At 52.6% G+C, this 13,821-nt stretch carries 13 protein-coding genes; 3 read left to right on the top strand and 10 right to left on the bottom strand.

Annotated elements, in window-relative coordinates; all coding sequences use genetic code 11:
* Positions 1-9: 9 nt before the first annotated feature.
* Together OEL83_20480 and OEL83_20485 are read right to left on the bottom strand one after the other, a co-directional pair.
* Positions 10-291 carry a hypothetical protein gene (locus OEL83_20480; protein MDK9709422.1) on the bottom strand — a complete coding sequence of 94 codons (282 nt, stop codon included), beginning with the start codon at positions 289-291 and terminating at the stop codon, positions 10-12.
* Positions 292-305: 14 nt separating this feature from the next.
* Positions 306-1,313 carry a chromate resistance protein gene (locus tag OEL83_20485; GenBank protein ID MDK9709423.1) on the bottom strand — a complete coding sequence of 336 codons (1,008 nt, stop codon included), beginning with the start codon at positions 1,311-1,313 and terminating at the stop codon, positions 306-308.
* A 255-nt stretch (positions 1,314-1,568) separates the two neighbouring features.
* Here OEL83_20485 and OEL83_20490 point away from each other — a divergent pair, with 255 nt between their 5' ends.
* Positions 1,569-2,891, top strand: a complete 1,323-nt coding sequence (locus tag OEL83_20490; GenBank protein MDK9709424.1) for an erythromycin esterase family protein — start codon at positions 1,569-1,571, stop codon at positions 2,889-2,891.
* A gap of 22 nt (positions 2,892-2,913) precedes the next feature.
* Here OEL83_20490 and OEL83_20495 read toward each other — a convergent pair whose 3' ends face one another.
* The 7 genes from OEL83_20495 to OEL83_20525 form a co-directional block, all read right to left on the bottom strand.
* Positions 2,914-4,809: an aspartyl protease family protein gene (locus tag OEL83_20495; GenBank protein MDK9709425.1), complete on the bottom strand. Its 1,896-nt coding sequence runs from the start codon at positions 4,807-4,809 to the stop codon at positions 2,914-2,916.
* Between the two features lie 8 nt (positions 4,810-4,817).
* Positions 4,818-5,417 (bottom strand): OmpA family protein, encoded by a 600-nt coding sequence (locus tag OEL83_20500; GenBank protein MDK9709426.1) that lies wholly within the window; start codon positions 5,415-5,417, stop codon positions 4,818-4,820.
* A gap of 76 nt (positions 5,418-5,493) precedes the next feature.
* Positions 5,494-5,952, bottom strand: a complete 459-nt coding sequence (locus tag OEL83_20505) for a FecR domain-containing protein (GenBank protein MDK9709427.1) — start codon at positions 5,950-5,952, stop codon at positions 5,494-5,496.
* Between the two features lie 176 nt (positions 5,953-6,128).
* Complete coding sequence (locus tag OEL83_20510; GenBank protein MDK9709428.1) at positions 6,129-7,544, bottom strand: FlgO family outer membrane protein; 1,416 nt, start codon at positions 7,542-7,544, stop codon at positions 6,129-6,131.
* 38 nt (positions 7,545-7,582) lie between these two features.
* Positions 7,583-8,710 (bottom strand): hypothetical protein, encoded by a 1,128-nt coding sequence (locus OEL83_20515; GenBank protein ID MDK9709429.1) that lies wholly within the window; start codon positions 8,708-8,710, stop codon positions 7,583-7,585.
* A 329-nt stretch (positions 8,711-9,039) separates the two neighbouring features.
* Entirely contained in the window at positions 9,040-10,167 is a 1,128-nt protein-coding gene (locus OEL83_20520; protein ID MDK9709430.1) for a beta-ketoacyl-ACP synthase III, read from the bottom strand.
* A gap of 260 nt (positions 10,168-10,427) precedes the next feature.
* Entirely contained in the window at positions 10,428-10,967 is a 540-nt protein-coding gene (locus OEL83_20525; GenBank protein MDK9709431.1) for a hypothetical protein, read from the bottom strand.
* Positions 10,968-11,121: 154 nt separating this feature from the next.
* On the opposite strand from OEL83_20525, the gene OEL83_20530 reads away from it, so the two are divergent.
* A complete protein-coding gene (locus OEL83_20530; GenBank protein ID MDK9709432.1) occupies positions 11,122-12,051 on the top strand; it encodes a LysR family transcriptional regulator in 930 nt (309 codons plus the stop codon).
* A gap of 117 nt (positions 12,052-12,168) precedes the next feature.
* On the opposite strand, the gene OEL83_20535 is transcribed toward OEL83_20530, so the two are convergent.
* Complete coding sequence (locus tag OEL83_20535; GenBank protein ID MDK9709433.1) at positions 12,169-12,648, bottom strand: MarR family winged helix-turn-helix transcriptional regulator; 480 nt, start codon at positions 12,646-12,648, stop codon at positions 12,169-12,171.
* Positions 12,649-12,853: 205 nt separating this feature from the next.
* On the opposite strand from OEL83_20535, the gene OEL83_20540 reads away from it, so the two are divergent.
* The gene (locus OEL83_20540) at positions 12,854-13,816 is read left to right on the top strand and encodes a carbohydrate kinase (protein ID MDK9709434.1); all 963 of its coding nucleotides are present in this window, start codon (positions 12,854-12,856) and stop codon (positions 13,814-13,816) included.
* Positions 13,817-13,821 lie beyond the last annotated feature (5 nt).

Here is a 13,821-nt window from a genome sequence, read left to right on the forward strand (position 1 = left end):
CTTACCCTGTTATTTTGAACCGAAATATTTGATTGCCGCTGCCATTTCCTTTTCGAAATCTTCAAGGATATGGCCAAAGCGGCCCTTTATATCGTCGCTGAGATGCTGGACATATTCCCGTGCCGCCTCTTCTCCATATTTTTCTTTGAACATCTGGAAATTGTCGGGGATGGCATTGATATCGTGTCGCTCGTTTTTTGTCGCGGGATCATCAATCCACTGGTGAATCTCAAGATATTTTTTGCCGGTCCTTCTGAGACTGGTTTCTACATGTTTTTCAATACTTGGCATAGGAGTTCTCCGTTTTAGTTTTTTTCTGTTAATGAAAGATACAGCGCTTCAAAGACGGCCATTCCCTGTTCCAGGGTTTCGCCGTCGGACAAGGTCTTGTTGCGGATTCCTTTTAAAATCATCTCGACCCCGAGGGTTTCGGGCATTGCAAATTTACCATCTTTAATATCGATATCGTGGACAATAGCGGCAAGGGTGTCGATACCCTTGCTGGTCAGGCCAAAACTTTCAACGAGAACCTCGAAGGTGCATAAATCGTCGATATGGGTGAAATCGCCGTTACGAACATCAAAGGTAACCTCGCCTTCACCCCTCGTGGCCTGTAATTCCTTTTCGTCCAGGAAGGCAAAGATCGCCTGTGGATCAATAAAGCGGCGGATCAACCAGGCGCAGGCCATTCTGTCGACAAAAGGTCGCTTGCGGGTCAGCCACTGCCGGCCACCGAACATTTCAATTCGTTTGCCACTTTCCAATTGGCGTAGAGCCAATCCCTTCGGGCCGCCGGCGATGGCGGTGAGTGCCTCTAACTGGCCCTTGAGCGCAACAAGACGGTGTGCCAGGTTTTGACCTGATTCCGATTGAAAGAAGTCGCGGTGTTGAACCGCCTGGAAATCGGCCTGGATCTTTTCAAACTGCCGGAAAAGAGAGGTGGTCTTCTTGTCCTTGCCGCCCTTTCGCAGATTGTCGATCCTGCCGGACAGCTCGTCGATTTTGACGCCGACTTCCTGGTATTGCAGCTGTCTCTGTTCATTGAAGAGGGCGATAATCTCCTGAGTTTGCAGAGGTTCGATATTCTCGGTGGTGACAAGGAGCCCTTCACCCTTCAGGCCGGGAAGCTCAGCAAGCATCCATTGTAGGGCTTCATGGTTGTCTTCCCGGTACGGCAGGATATATACCCCGCCCTTTAATTGTACAGCTCCTGACTTGTTGAGCTTTCTCCATATTTTCACACGGTTGTTTACCGGAGTCGCCGGGATCGAATAAAAAAACAGCAGCCATTTTGGGGTATGAATCTCTTCCATGTCAGGGTCCATTTTTTGATAAGCGCTTAGGTAAAAGTATCATCTGTTACAAAAATAAGTAACGTTTGATATTGTTGTTGTCAAGGAAGGTGCTTGGAAAATTTCCGCGAATGCTCAACCTTTTTTATGAATACGCCGGCAGAAAGGCATTTGACACCTTTGCAAGACAAGGCATACAATGAAACTTCTTCACGCAATATTACAGTGTTTCCGGGTATTCTTCCCGGTCAGGACAAAACAAGAGGAGGATAAAGGATGAGAAGTTTGATTGGCAGGCTTATGAGTATTTTTGTCCTGCAGAGTATCGTGATCCTTGCCTTGCCGGGATTTACTCACGCCGGGGAGACTGCCACCGGACAGGAACAGGCGGGGCGGCAGCTGCCGGTTTATGCCACCGATGCCGGCAAGGGTCTGCCTTATATGATTGAGCTGATGCGCGGCAGGAAGGCCTTCCTCCTTGGTGATGCCACCCACGGAACTGAAGAATTTTACGCCTTTCGCAAACGGGTGACCAGGCACCTCATCCGCGACTTGGGGGTGCGGGTGGTAGTACTGGAGGCAGAATGGGACGGTGGTAAAATGGTTGACGAGTATATCCGGGGCCTTTTACCTGGGACTGTTTGTGCCCGCCAGCTCCTGCCGCAGGCCTTCAAATACTGGCCGGTCTGGGTATGGGCCAATGAAGAGCTGGTCGAGTTTGTTGAATGGCTTAAGGAATTTAACAGTCACCTGCCGCCCGATAAGATGGTTCGCTGCCGCGCTATGGATATGCAGTTCGCGATAGGCGCAGCCCTTGAATCGCTCGCCGGGGTATGGCCGGCAGACTCCAGGCATGGCCGAATCTACGACGACCTTCGCCGGTGGTGGCGCCAATATGAGGATTACCCCATGCGCTATAATTTCGCCTATGCAGAGGGCCGCGACACCGGCAACCTTATGGCGACCGAGCTTCTCAGCGACCTGCCCGCGGGGGATAAGGAATGGCGGCAGCGGCTGATCATGTTGATCGCTGCCGAGGAGTATTACCGGGTCATGTCGTACAATCAGTACGAATCCTGGAATATCCGCTCACGGCATTTTTCCGGATATATTGAGGATATTCTGCAGGAGCCGGAAGGGGCCAAGGGCGTTGTCGTGTGGGCCCACAACAGCCATGTCGGTGACATGTCCGCCACCGATGTCCAGGGTACCGGCCTCACCAGCTTTGGCGCCCTGTTGCGGGAGCGTTTGGGCAAGGATCAGGTGTTTATCCTCGGCAGTGCCGGGTATAGCGGTACCGTCCTGGCCGCAATCGAGTGGTATCAGGACCCGGTGGAAATGGTTGTACCACCGGCCGCTCCGGGGTCGCTGGAGGCGATTCTTGACAGCGGCGGCTGGGACAATTCGCTGCTGGTGTTTGAAGATGATGAGCAGAGGGAAAAATGGTCGATGCCCTTGTTGCACCGGGGCATTGGTGTCGCCTACAATGCCCAGGCGGAAATGCCCAGTTATTATCTTACCGCACGAATCAGCTCGCGTTACGACGCCGTGGTTTTCTGGCGTAAAACTAGATCTTTGCAGTTGATGGCCGATCCCTGAATCGACGAGTATTCCCCGCAATCTACGGGGTGCAGCCGCCGGGTGTTGATGGGTAGAGATCTTCAAGGGTGAAGGTAGTGGTGATAATCTGCTCGCCTCTTTGCACCTTGATGGGGATGGTCGTGCCCGCAGGGCCGCGCAACAGCTCGCGAAGATGGACAATGAGGTGGTCCGGACCGATAATCTCTCCTGCCAGTTCCAGGATGAGATCGCCAACGGCAAGTCCGGCCTTGGTTGCCGGGCAGTCACTGGCCAGGTAGGAGATCATCGCCTGATTATTTTCCGCCCGGCCGATGATCATCCCGGATTTGTCCTGGGGAAAGGCCTTGTTGAAGGATTTACCCTCTTCAAGGGTGATTTTCTGTTCTGGGTAGTTGAGAAAGAGGTGGAAATGGCGGAGTGTCGAGTTGCCGAGATTGCCGCCGACCTCGCCCAGGGCGGTGGCCCCGACGCCTTTTTCGACGGGAATGGAGATCAGGGGCCGATCCAGGCGGAAGCGGTCGATTTGCAGGCAGTTGAATTGGATGTTCTTCTCAAGGGACACCCCGGCCATCCCCTGGCTGACGATCTCCACCCCGGCCCTTTTCTCAAGCCCGTGTTTTTCCGCAAAAGGGTAGTGGATGGAGCTGTGGTAGGAACCGAGATCAAGGCTCCACAGGCTTGCATACTTACCGTCGACTACGGTCGGCAGGGTGAATGTCCGGTATTTCAGCGGGGCGCTGAGTGTCACTCCGGAACCCTGGTAGACAAAGGTGGCGGGGTCGTGAAAGGTGACAAGCTGCTGGTCGTAATCGACCTCGACGACGAAGCGGGAGAGAAAGTCATAGCCAAGGATACCGGCCATCACCGGCTCGTAGCTTCTTGCCGACAGGTCTTTGGCCGCGTACATCTTTTGACTGTCAAAGCGGATGGAGCCAACCTGATGGTCGGGTACCCCGACGAAGTAGAGATCAAAGAGCTCACCAAAACCATAGCCGCGAATACTGCCTTCCACCTTCAGGCCATGCTGTTCGGCATAGTCCTTATCGATGATCGACATCGAGGCGCCGCTGTCGAGAACCCAGTAACGGGTGTCGCCGCCGACTGTTACCGGTAAGTAAATGAGATTTTCAATAAACTGGAAGGGAATTGTCGCCTTGTCGGCACCGTCCTTGAAGTGATAGCCCTTTTCTCGTTGTGGCGGGGAAAAGAGTTTGTCGTCGACCGGCGGGTTGTTTTCGAAGGCGGTCGTCCAGGTTTCTTCAGTCTTGTTCCAGGGGTGATAGGTGTTGTGCTGGTGGAAGGAGAGTACCAGGCCGTCGACGATTTTGTAGTCGTCGTAATAGCTCTCTATCTCCATGTCCGGCTGGCGGTGCAGGGACGCGGTCATGAACATGGTCTGGGTGTCATAAAAGAAGTGGCCGCGGTCGGTGTTGATGGTGTTGTCGAGGATGAGCTCGTAGCAGGGCCGGCCCTTTACCACCTTGACTCCGCCGAAGGTCAGGGCAAAATACGGTGACTGGCGATTCAGGTGTTCGTACCGGTCGATGAGCAGGCTGATCTGCCGCCGTTTCAGAGTGTCTTCATCTTTCAGGACCAGTTGCTGGCCGTTGGTGTCGAAGAACCAGGCATAGTCGCCGCTATCGCCGGTGATCTGGGTAATGATAGAATAATCCTCTTCCGTCCGGTACTGCAGGGGGCGTTTTTCCCAATGTTTGAAGGTGCCCTGCAGGCCGTCGTAGTGAACCCGGCCCTCACTGGTACTGGTGATGCTGTTGTTGAGCCGCTCAAGGCCGCCCACCGCCTCGTAGTGGCGGAGGAGGATCTGGTAGGGGTCGGAGAGATCGATGATCTCGTCGACCGCCGCCGCCGAAGAGGCGAAGAGGAAGGTTAGAAGGAGGCTGAAAATCCGGAATGCAGGGTGAAAGAAGCGCATCATGTCTCCACTCAGCGGACCATGACTTCAACTCTGCGGTTTTTTGGCTCGGCGACGTTGTCGGCTGTTGGAATGAGTGGGTTGCCCTCGCCATGATAGATGATGGTCATATCTTCCGCACTGACCTTTTCCTTGCGGAGGATGTCGTGGACCAGCTGGGCCCGTTCCAGAGAAAGCCTGCGATTGTAGTCGTCGCTTCCCTTTCGGTCGGTATGGCCGATGATGGAGATATCCCTCGATTGGCGTTTTTTGATAGCCGCCAGGATGTCACCGACGAGCTTTTTCGAATCATCGGTCAACTCGTTGGAATTAAACTGAAAATAGAGGAGAAAGCTTTCCGGCGCCAGGGGCTGGACTTGCAGGGCAGCCTCGAATACCTGTTGGGTTTCTTCGGCCTTGATAGCTGTCGGAGGAGATGGTGCGCTGTCGCGGCCCTTCAAAAAAATGGCTTTGCCATCTTCTTGAAGTACCCCGCTGCCCTTATCGGTTGCAACCTGAAGTGCGCCCACCGAACCGTCCTTCGCTGGACTGAGGACAACAAAAGACTCCTTGCCACCGCAGCCAGTCAGGAGGGCGACGACCAAGAGGAGAAAAAAACATCTGAGGTTCATAGTGTTCTCCATTTTTGGAGTTGAAAAAATGGCAGTTCGGGGCTCACAGATTGCCTATGCATCCCTGGGACTTGTCTTACTCGGCAAACCTCGCCTTGAAATTGGTTTCTTCTTTCAACATGCTGATCCGGCCCACCGGGGTGTCAAGCTCAACCGCGTGGGGCGCTAGTTTGCCGAGGAGGCCGGATTGATAGACGAAGGTGCCGTGTTGCATATTGAGGCGCATGGCGTATTCGTTGGATGCCGGAGCGAAGGTGTATTTTTCCATGGAAACCCGGCTGATCGGGCCCATGGAGATGAGGGTATTGTCGTCGAGGAGGATGCCTATTGCCCCGTCCGAACCGGTGAGGATGGTGTCGCTCTGATAAATGCGGTCGTTGGGGAAGGCCGGTTTGGTCTTGCCGTCTCTCAGGATGGACACTAAGCCCCGCAGGCCTTTGACTTTGCCTATTGCCCTTTGCTCGGCGGAGCTTGTCAGAGGAAAGGAGAGGCAGAGCAGAAGAGCCAGACAACAGCTAAAAGCAGAATTTCTCATGGTGATTCTCCGCTATCAGATACACCTCCGGACAGCTTGTCCGTTTGTAACGTCTCTCTGAACACAACATTTTTACGGCACTTTTTCATTCTCCCGGATTCAGTATGCCGCTGGCATTTATCGACTTATACCAGATGGGCATAGTATTTTTTAAAAAGACAAGTTGCCCCCCATCCTTATCGCTGGTTCAGGCTCTTTTCAGCGTAGCCCTTCAGCTTTCTGTTGGGGGCCTCGCTTGCCACCTTGGAGAGGGTCGCCCGGTACTTGCTGTTGCCGGAAGCCCCTAATGCCTTACAAAGCCAGGACAAGGTGTCGACAGTGTCATTGCGGTCGTGATCGGTGCCGCTTGTCTTATAGCCGTTGAGCAGGATTTTTTCCACGACGTCGAGGACAACAGGATCGCGAAGATTCGACCTGACCATCAGCTGCGCTGCGTTCTTTTGCTCCCGAGTGTTGTTTGACTCAAGCATGCGCAGGTACTTTGCCTGTTCGGAGGTAAGCGAGGGCATTTGTGGCGCTTGCGGGGGCGGTGCAAATTGAGGTGGAGGCGGCGGTGGGGTATAGGTCTCTCGTTTCACCGAGACAGCAGGTTTGGCTGGTGGTTCATCTGCCGCTGGGCTGCTTGCGGTAAGCGTAATCGTGACGATTTTTTCCTCATTTGCGCCAACGGTAATCCACTCCTTGGCCATTCTGTAGCCGGACGCGGTAACTTCCACGTGGTACGGTCCGGGTTCAAGAATCATGCCCCGTTCGTATACCTGGCTGACATTGAGAAGACGAATCTTGGAACCAGCAGGCACCGTTTCGACGGTGAGCTTGGCTTTTTTTGGGCTGGTATCGATCATGCTCTTCACCAGCTGGCTGTAGTTGACCGATCCGGGGCTGGTTTCTTCGTCGATCTTGGCGGTGCATATTTTTTGCTGGACAGAGGTAATGGTAATTTTGCCGGTCTCAATACGTTCGACATCCAGCACCTCACCGGTCTTCGGATGTTTGATGATCTGTCCTTCCTTGTAGACGATAAAGCGCATGTTGGTTTTTACACCGGTGCGAATCCCGAGATCCAGGGTTACCGTATCACCGCTTCGATTCACGACATAGCCTTCAAGCGGGAAATTTTTAATAATCTTGTCGGACATTTCTATGACCATGTCCTGGAGCTTGGTGGTGGCGGAGCTTTTAATGTTTTCGGCGGCGATAATGGAAGCGCTTTCAACATCGATAATCCGGGCGTTAATCTCAGTTACCTCCCGCAGTTTCATGACCGAGCCGGTGATGATGACCTTGACACCGAGGAGCTTGCCGATCTGGGTGGCACTGTTGGCGTCAACGATTCCGGTCATGGCCAGCTTCTGTTCGCCGAGAATCTTTTCCAGCATTCTCCTTTCGACCACATCGAAACGGCCTTCCCGGACCATGGCGGTTATGAACCATTCAGCGACAATGGTTCCCATGTCTTTGTTATCGAAGTTCTCACCCTGGAGTTGGAAATCGAGGACGGCAATCTTGGTCTTGCTGAAATCGGCGAAGGCTTGCAGGGGTATAAGCGATACAAAGAGTAAAAATAACAACGTGTTCGTAAACTTTCTCATTTGAAGCTCCTCGGCCGATGAAACTTTTTTTCTGTATATCATTGTAAATTCAAGGTAATACGATTGCCTGAGACATTGGTCACCACCAGTTTGCTGCCTTCAACGGCCTTGTTGTCGACCTGATCACAAAAACTGTCGGCAGTACCTTTAAAGAGTACGGAGAGCTCGAGCTTGCCTCCTCCAAAGTTTCTCTTGGTGACAGAAACGACGCCCTGCGTGTCTTCCAGCAGCTTGGCGGCACTTTTCTGGGTGCCGTAGCTTTTAACGCCGCTGATAACAACCTCGTAATTGGCGCCGTTGTTGACGGTATCCTGGAAGGAGGTGATGATTGCCTCAAAGAGTTTCTTGTCCATGAGGTTGGTGGCCGCTTTAGTCGCCGCCTGGGATTGAGCGATGTCGTCGGCGATATGGGCGGCGGCTCCGGTAGAGGACTTGGTGGCGACGATCCGTCCGTTCGAGCAGTTGACGACCTTCACGGTGAGGCTCGCCTGGCCTGACTTCATCCCCGAACCTTTGAGGACCTCATTTTCAAGAAGACTTTTTTTGACGCTGCCGACCACCACATATTCCGCACCGTTTTCCGCGCCGAGTTTGGCAGCGGCCACTGGGTCGCCATCTATTGCTTTGCGAATAAAGGGATCATCTTTGGCCATGAGGGCTGCCGTTTGGGCCGGATCAACCAGCTCAAAACCTTTGCCCTGGAGAAAGTCGACGACGGCACTTTCGGCGTTGTGACCGCCCTGTTCCTGGATTAGCACCATGGTGCGAGGCTTGTCCATCGAGGCGAGGAGGATTTTCAGGGCCATGAGGTCGGCGGTAATCGAATCCAGGGAAACCACTGCCGAGATCTTGACGTGCCAGGTGTCGCCTTTTTGCTCCTCCTTGAGGGTGTCAAAACTGCGAACGGCGCCAAAGCTCTGGGTGATGACCTTGTCCTTTTTCAGGATGAAGTTCTCGACCTCGGTCTGAGAACTGAGGACAACCCCAATCCCTTCCTCTATTGCCGCCCTTTTTGCCTGAAGGAGTGCCTCCGGTTTGGTGGCGCCATAGCCTTCAGCGGTTATGGCCTTGTCACCGGTTTGTTTCCCGCCGGCCGGCTGTGCGCCAAGCACCAAACCAGGAGCGAGAAGAAGAATAACCATGAGGCTCAACAAGAGGTCTTTCATGCCTTGACGTCCTTAGGGGATTTAGGTTCAAGCAGTGGGAAATGAAAGTTATTTCTAAGGAAAAAGAATATATTTTATCGGACAAAAATACAATGAGCATCCTAAATATTTTGGGAATTTTCTAGAACGATGGGGGGGCTTGTCGCCGTCATTTGGCTGCGGGGTCAGGCGTTTAAACTTTTGCCAGACAATCGGCGTGGCATGTTTTGGTAAGGATCGGGTGGCGTAGGGCAGGGGATGGCGGATTTTAAAAAGGATGGGGAATAATTATTTTGCCGAAACCCATTGGTGATGATGCATGAAATGGGTTTCGACAGGCGATAGAGACGTTAAAGAGCTATCTTGCGGACGATGATATTGCCTACCGAATAGCCGGCACCAAAGGAGCAGATGACGCCGAGATCGCCATCTTTAATATCTTCATGGTGCATGTGGAAGCAGATGATTGAACCGGCTGAGGCGGTATTGGCATAGGTATCGAGGATGGTCGGGGTTATCTCTGGAGTGATCTCGGTACCAAGGAGCTTCTTGCAGATCAGCTGGTTCATGTTGAGGTTGGCCTGGTGGAGCCAGACCCTTTTCAGGTCGGAAGGGGCAATGCCGTAGCCAGCAAGGTGCTCACGAATAACCTCTGTGGCGATGGGCACCACCTCCTTGAATACCTTTCGGCCCTCCTGAACGAAGAGCCGGTCCTTTTCCGCTCCCTGGTCTGGCCTGGTGCGGTTGAGAAAGCCGGAACCATTATAGATATTGGTGGAATACTGGGTTGCCAGTTTGGTCCCGACGATCTCGAAGGCCTCTTTTTTGGTGGAGTAGTCTTCGCGTTCGATAAGCACCGCCGTGCACACGTCGCCGAAGATAAAGTGACTGTCGCGATCGCGGAAGTTCAGGTGGCCGGAGCAGATCTCCGGGTTGACCATGAGAATCGCCCGGGCGTTGCCGCGATAGATCGAATCGACCGCCGTTTGAATGCCAAAGGTGGCGGAAGAACAAGCGATATTCATGTCGAAGGCAAAGCCTTTTATGCCCAGGGCGTTTTGCACCTCGACGGCAATCGCCGGATAGGGGCGTTCCATGTTGGAGCAGGAGACGATGACCGCATCGATATCTCCTGCCTCCTTACCGGCCTGTTCCATCGCCTCCCGGCCGGCGGCGACGCTCATCTCGCACTGGATAGACCGTTCATCGGCAGAACGGTAGGGCAGGCGGGGACACATGGTCTTGGGGTCGAGGATTCCCTCCTTGTCCATAACATAGCGGCTTTTTATCCCGGAGGCCCGCTCAATGAATTCGGCGCTTGATTCGGCAAGGGGCTGGCAGGTCCCGGCGGCAATTTCCGCACTGTGCTCCCGGTTGAAATTGGCCACATAGGTATTGAAGGAATGTACGAGCTCGTCGTTGCTAATGCTGAAAGGCGGAGTATACACTCCCGTACCGCTTATAATAATTCTGGCCATGATTCCCCCTTCGGGTATGTATGGATAGTATCAACTCATCCTGAACCGCTGAAATGATGTGCCCTGCTTCTCCTTGTATAGGAGGCACGAAATGCTGCAAAGCTACTCGTTATCACCAACTTTTGCAATGTTGCTGACTATCGATAGTGCTGGACGTGTATGAGCGAAGGAGCAAGGCATGGCCAATTCGCAAGGGACACAGAAAAGGTGAGGGAGACAACCGCCCGGGGGGGCGGCTGTCTTTACTGCTTATCGCGCAATCAATCCAGCAGGCATCTTTGATCAAGCTGAAAGACCTGCATCATGATGGCGTGATCGATCATACCGACACCTTGGGCGAGGGCGTCGACCATGTCCCGGTCTTCCCAGCCGAGCTCCTTTAATCGGGCGATGTCGCTCGCTTCGATTGAGCCGGGATTTTTCATCGAACGGATAACGAAGGACAGCATGGCACTTTCATTTTCCTCAAGCATTGATTTGCTCGGGTCGGCTTCCATCGCCCGGATGGTGTCGTCGTCGTTGCCCAGTTTCTTTAAGAATTGTTTATTGAAATCAATGCAATATGGGTAGTCAAGGGTTTTCGCCGCCAGATAGCGGATATGGGCGAGTAAGGCGAAGCTGAGCTTTGGGTGTTTGCTTAAATAACGAATCCGCTTCAACTGCAGTTCAAAGAGTGCGGGGCTGACACTGAGAAGCTGCATCGGCTGGGGAATTGCCCCAACGTTTTTCATAAACATCTCATATCCTTCCTTGATTATTCCTTCTGCGTTTTCAGGTGCAACCGTTGTAATGCGAGCCATGCTGGATACCTCTCTTGAAAGTGGTTTTTAGGCGGCCACTCGGCGGTATGTAGCGACCGGGGTGGCAAATTGATATGGCACAATAGCGGAGGACTGTGTATAAGTAAAATTAATATATATAATCGAATCGATTAGGAGGGTTAATTTAGAGACTATGCAGCACTTGGAAATCAAACACCTGCGGATGCTCAGTGCCATCTCGGAAAGCGGCAATATGACCAGGGCCGCGGAGAAGCTGTGTATCACCCAGTCGGCCCTCAGCCAGCAGCTCAAGGATATTGAAGGAAAGCTGGGAACCGGCCTTTTTTTTCGCACCCGAAAAAAGATGATTGTCACCGAGGTCGGCCGGCAACTTCTGGAAACCGCGACCCAGGTTCTTGAAACGCTCGATCAGGCGGAGCAGGATATCTCACGGAAAATCTCCGGCGAAAGAGGTGAACTGAAGGTAGGGACGCAGTGCATCTTCTGTTACAAGTGGCTGCCCCAGGTCATGCACCTCTTTCAGCAGAAATTTCCAGGTGTGGAGATCGAGGTTGGGAATTCCTCCGATTTGTCGGCGGAACTTCTGAACAAGAAATACGATCTGATAATTTCCGGGGCGGTCTCACCTGGTGAGCTTCATACCTCAGTCCCTCTTTTTCAAGATCAGCTGGTTTGCGTCATGAAGGCCGACCACCCCCTGTCTGCCTGTGGCTTCATCCAGTTCGACGATTTTCACGGCAATAATCTTATCTCCCATGCCGAGAAAGGCAGGAACCGTTTTTATCAGCAGATTCTCAAACCAAAAGGCATAGAGCCGAAAAAGATCATGAACGTAGGTGCGCCGCAGGCGATAATCGAGATGGTTGCCGCCGGTTTCGGCATCAGTATTTTTCCGCGGTGGGCGATTGCCGAGGCCTTAAAAACCTGGCCGCTTGTCTGTCGGCCCATAAGCCCGCGGGGCCTTCCTCTCACCTGGCATGCGGTGTATCTCAAGCATGCCAATATTCCCATCTATCAGCAGGAATTTCTCAGAAACATCAGTAAACTAAATGTCACCGAACAGATCTTGCCGATTGATCGCCAGGCTATTGGCCGGGGATGATAAGAAGGTCTGTTGGAGATATCTGAGAAGTGCATCTGTGGCGTCAGAACTGTCCATAAAGTCAAGATTAGGTCCTCGTGTAAAGGGTAAGATTTCAATCTTGATAAAAAACGGCGGTTAAAAATCAGAAAGCGGTCTACCTGCTAAATGGTCATCACGGGTTTGCAGCTGAGCAATGACTATCTCCAGAGTCGCATCAAGGGTGAGAATTGTTTCCTGCGGAAGCTTCCTTAAAGCTATCGGTAGCACTCCCTCGGCTGGACCGGGGGCCATGACAATAACCTTAGCCCCTTGCTCGGTCAACCATAAGCCTACCCTGCGTTGATCTTCTTTGCTGCGTTCTTTTGTGATCAACCCACTACTCACCAGTTTTTCAACAAGCTGACTGCAGGTTGATTGGTGAATGGACAATCGCCCTGCCAGTTCGGATACGCCTATCCCTGCGGCATTGGCGATTTCCTGCATCAACCAGAGTTGGGAGCCGGTAATTCCACATGTTCTTTCAACTTCTCGGAAATGTTGGCGAACCGTGCCATAGATGAGACGAAATTTTTTTAAGACTTGCAATGCGAGGTGGTTGGTGTCCGGGTCTGTCAAGGGACTCTCCTTTATAAAGTAACGGGGCGCTTCAGTTGATTGCATATTATAAAGTTTGCAATCTCAGAGCGCATTAACTATATTCATATAAATATAATTAATAGCAATATACTTTGTTGCCAGATTGCCGGTGGGGGAGATGGATCTACTATGTGCGGAAGCCGGCAATAGCCATATGATTTGAGGGGAGCCACCAGATAACTCCATGAGCCAATTTTACCTAGCCGAACATTCAAGGCCGCATGCGCCGCATCTGCAGCATGGAGAAATGCAGCCAGTACTGCTTTTTGGCGAGGCTTTGGCCGATGTCTTTCCCGACCAAACCATTCTCGGGGGTGCGCCATTCAACGTGGCGAACCACTTGCAAGCCTTTGGGCATAGACCAGTACTGCTGACCTGCCTTGGGAATGATGCTCTAGGGAATGAGATTTTCAGGTTCATGACGGACAGCGGCATGGAGACTCTGGCAGTGCAGCGCACCGTCCACTATCCAACCGGCCGGGTGGAGGTGACCTTAGTTGGTGGGGATCATCGTTTCGTTATTCTGCCGGCACAGGCCTATGACTATATCGATCCGGAAGTCGCAAAGACTACAACCGCTTCACTTGATGCCCATGTTTTGTATTTTGGAACCCTGGCGCAGCGCGAGGAGTCATCCCGTCGAGCCCTACAATCTCTTTGCGACAAATTTTCGGGTGTTAAGTTTCTCGATATTAATTTGCGCAACCCTTGGTATGACGAGGCAATTATTTACCAGTCACTCATGATGGCAGACATTCTCAAGCTCAATATCGACGAGCTTGCGGTTTTGTCGAAGATATTTGATGTCGCTGGGATGAACCAGGAAAGTCAACTCAAAGAGCTTGCCACTCGATTCTCTCTTGTGCGGATTATTCTCACCCGTGGCTCTGAGGGAGCCTGGTTGTGTGACAACGAGGGGGGCATGTTTAAGACGGGACCTCCTCCGGCAATTACCACTTTCGTTGATACCGTTGGGGCCGGTGATGGGTTTAGCGCCGTCTGTCTTCTCGGTGAATTGCGCCACTGGCCAATTGAGCTAACCTTGAACCGGGCCAATGCTTTTGCCGGGGCGATCTGCGGATGCCGTGGGGCAATCCCCGACACCCTTCATCTCTACGAAAAACTGAAGATTGCATGGTGCATATAACAAAA

This window comes from Desulforhopalus sp., from assembly GCA_030247675.1.
GTDB lineage: Bacteria > Desulfobacterota > Desulfobulbia > Desulfobulbales > Desulfocapsaceae > Desulforhopalus_A.

Excerpts from the sequence above, each read along its gene's own strand:
- OEL83_20490 (MDK9709424.1), top strand. The coding sequence starts at position 1,569 with ATGAGAAGTTTGATTGGCAGGCTTATGAGTATTTTTGTCCTGCAGAGT.
- OEL83_20505 (MDK9709427.1), bottom strand. The coding sequence starts at position 5,952 with ATGAGAAATTCTGCTTTTAGCTGTTGTCTGGCTCTTCTGCTCTGCCTC.
- OEL83_20480 (MDK9709422.1), bottom strand. The coding sequence starts at position 291 with ATGCCAAGTATTGAAAAACATGTAGAAACCAGTCTCAGAAGGACCGGC.
- OEL83_20520 (MDK9709430.1), bottom strand. The coding sequence starts at position 10,167 with ATGGCCAGAATTATTATAAGCGGTACGGGAGTGTATACTCCGCCTTTC.
- OEL83_20510 (MDK9709428.1), bottom strand. The coding sequence starts at position 7,544 with ATGAGAAAGTTTACGAACACGTTGTTATTTTTACTCTTTGTATCGCTT.
- OEL83_20525 (MDK9709431.1), bottom strand. The coding sequence starts at position 10,967 with ATGGCTCGCATTACAACGGTTGCACCTGAAAACGCAGAAGGAATAATC.
- OEL83_20495 (MDK9709425.1), bottom strand. The coding sequence starts at position 4,809 with ATGATGCGCTTCTTTCACCCTGCATTCCGGATTTTCAGCCTCCTTCTA.
- OEL83_20530 (MDK9709432.1), top strand. The coding sequence starts at position 11,122 with ATGCAGCACTTGGAAATCAAACACCTGCGGATGCTCAGTGCCATCTCG.
- OEL83_20540 (MDK9709434.1), top strand. The coding sequence starts at position 12,854 with ATGAGCCAATTTTACCTAGCCGAACATTCAAGGCCGCATGCGCCGCAT.
- OEL83_20515 (MDK9709429.1), bottom strand. The coding sequence starts at position 8,710 with ATGAAAGACCTCTTGTTGAGCCTCATGGTTATTCTTCTTCTCGCTCCT.
- OEL83_20485 (MDK9709423.1), bottom strand. The coding sequence starts at position 1,313 with ATGGAAGAGATTCATACCCCAAAATGGCTGCTGTTTTTTTATTCGATC.
- OEL83_20500 (MDK9709426.1), bottom strand. The coding sequence starts at position 5,417 with ATGAACCTCAGATGTTTTTTTCTCCTCTTGGTCGTCGCCCTCCTGACT.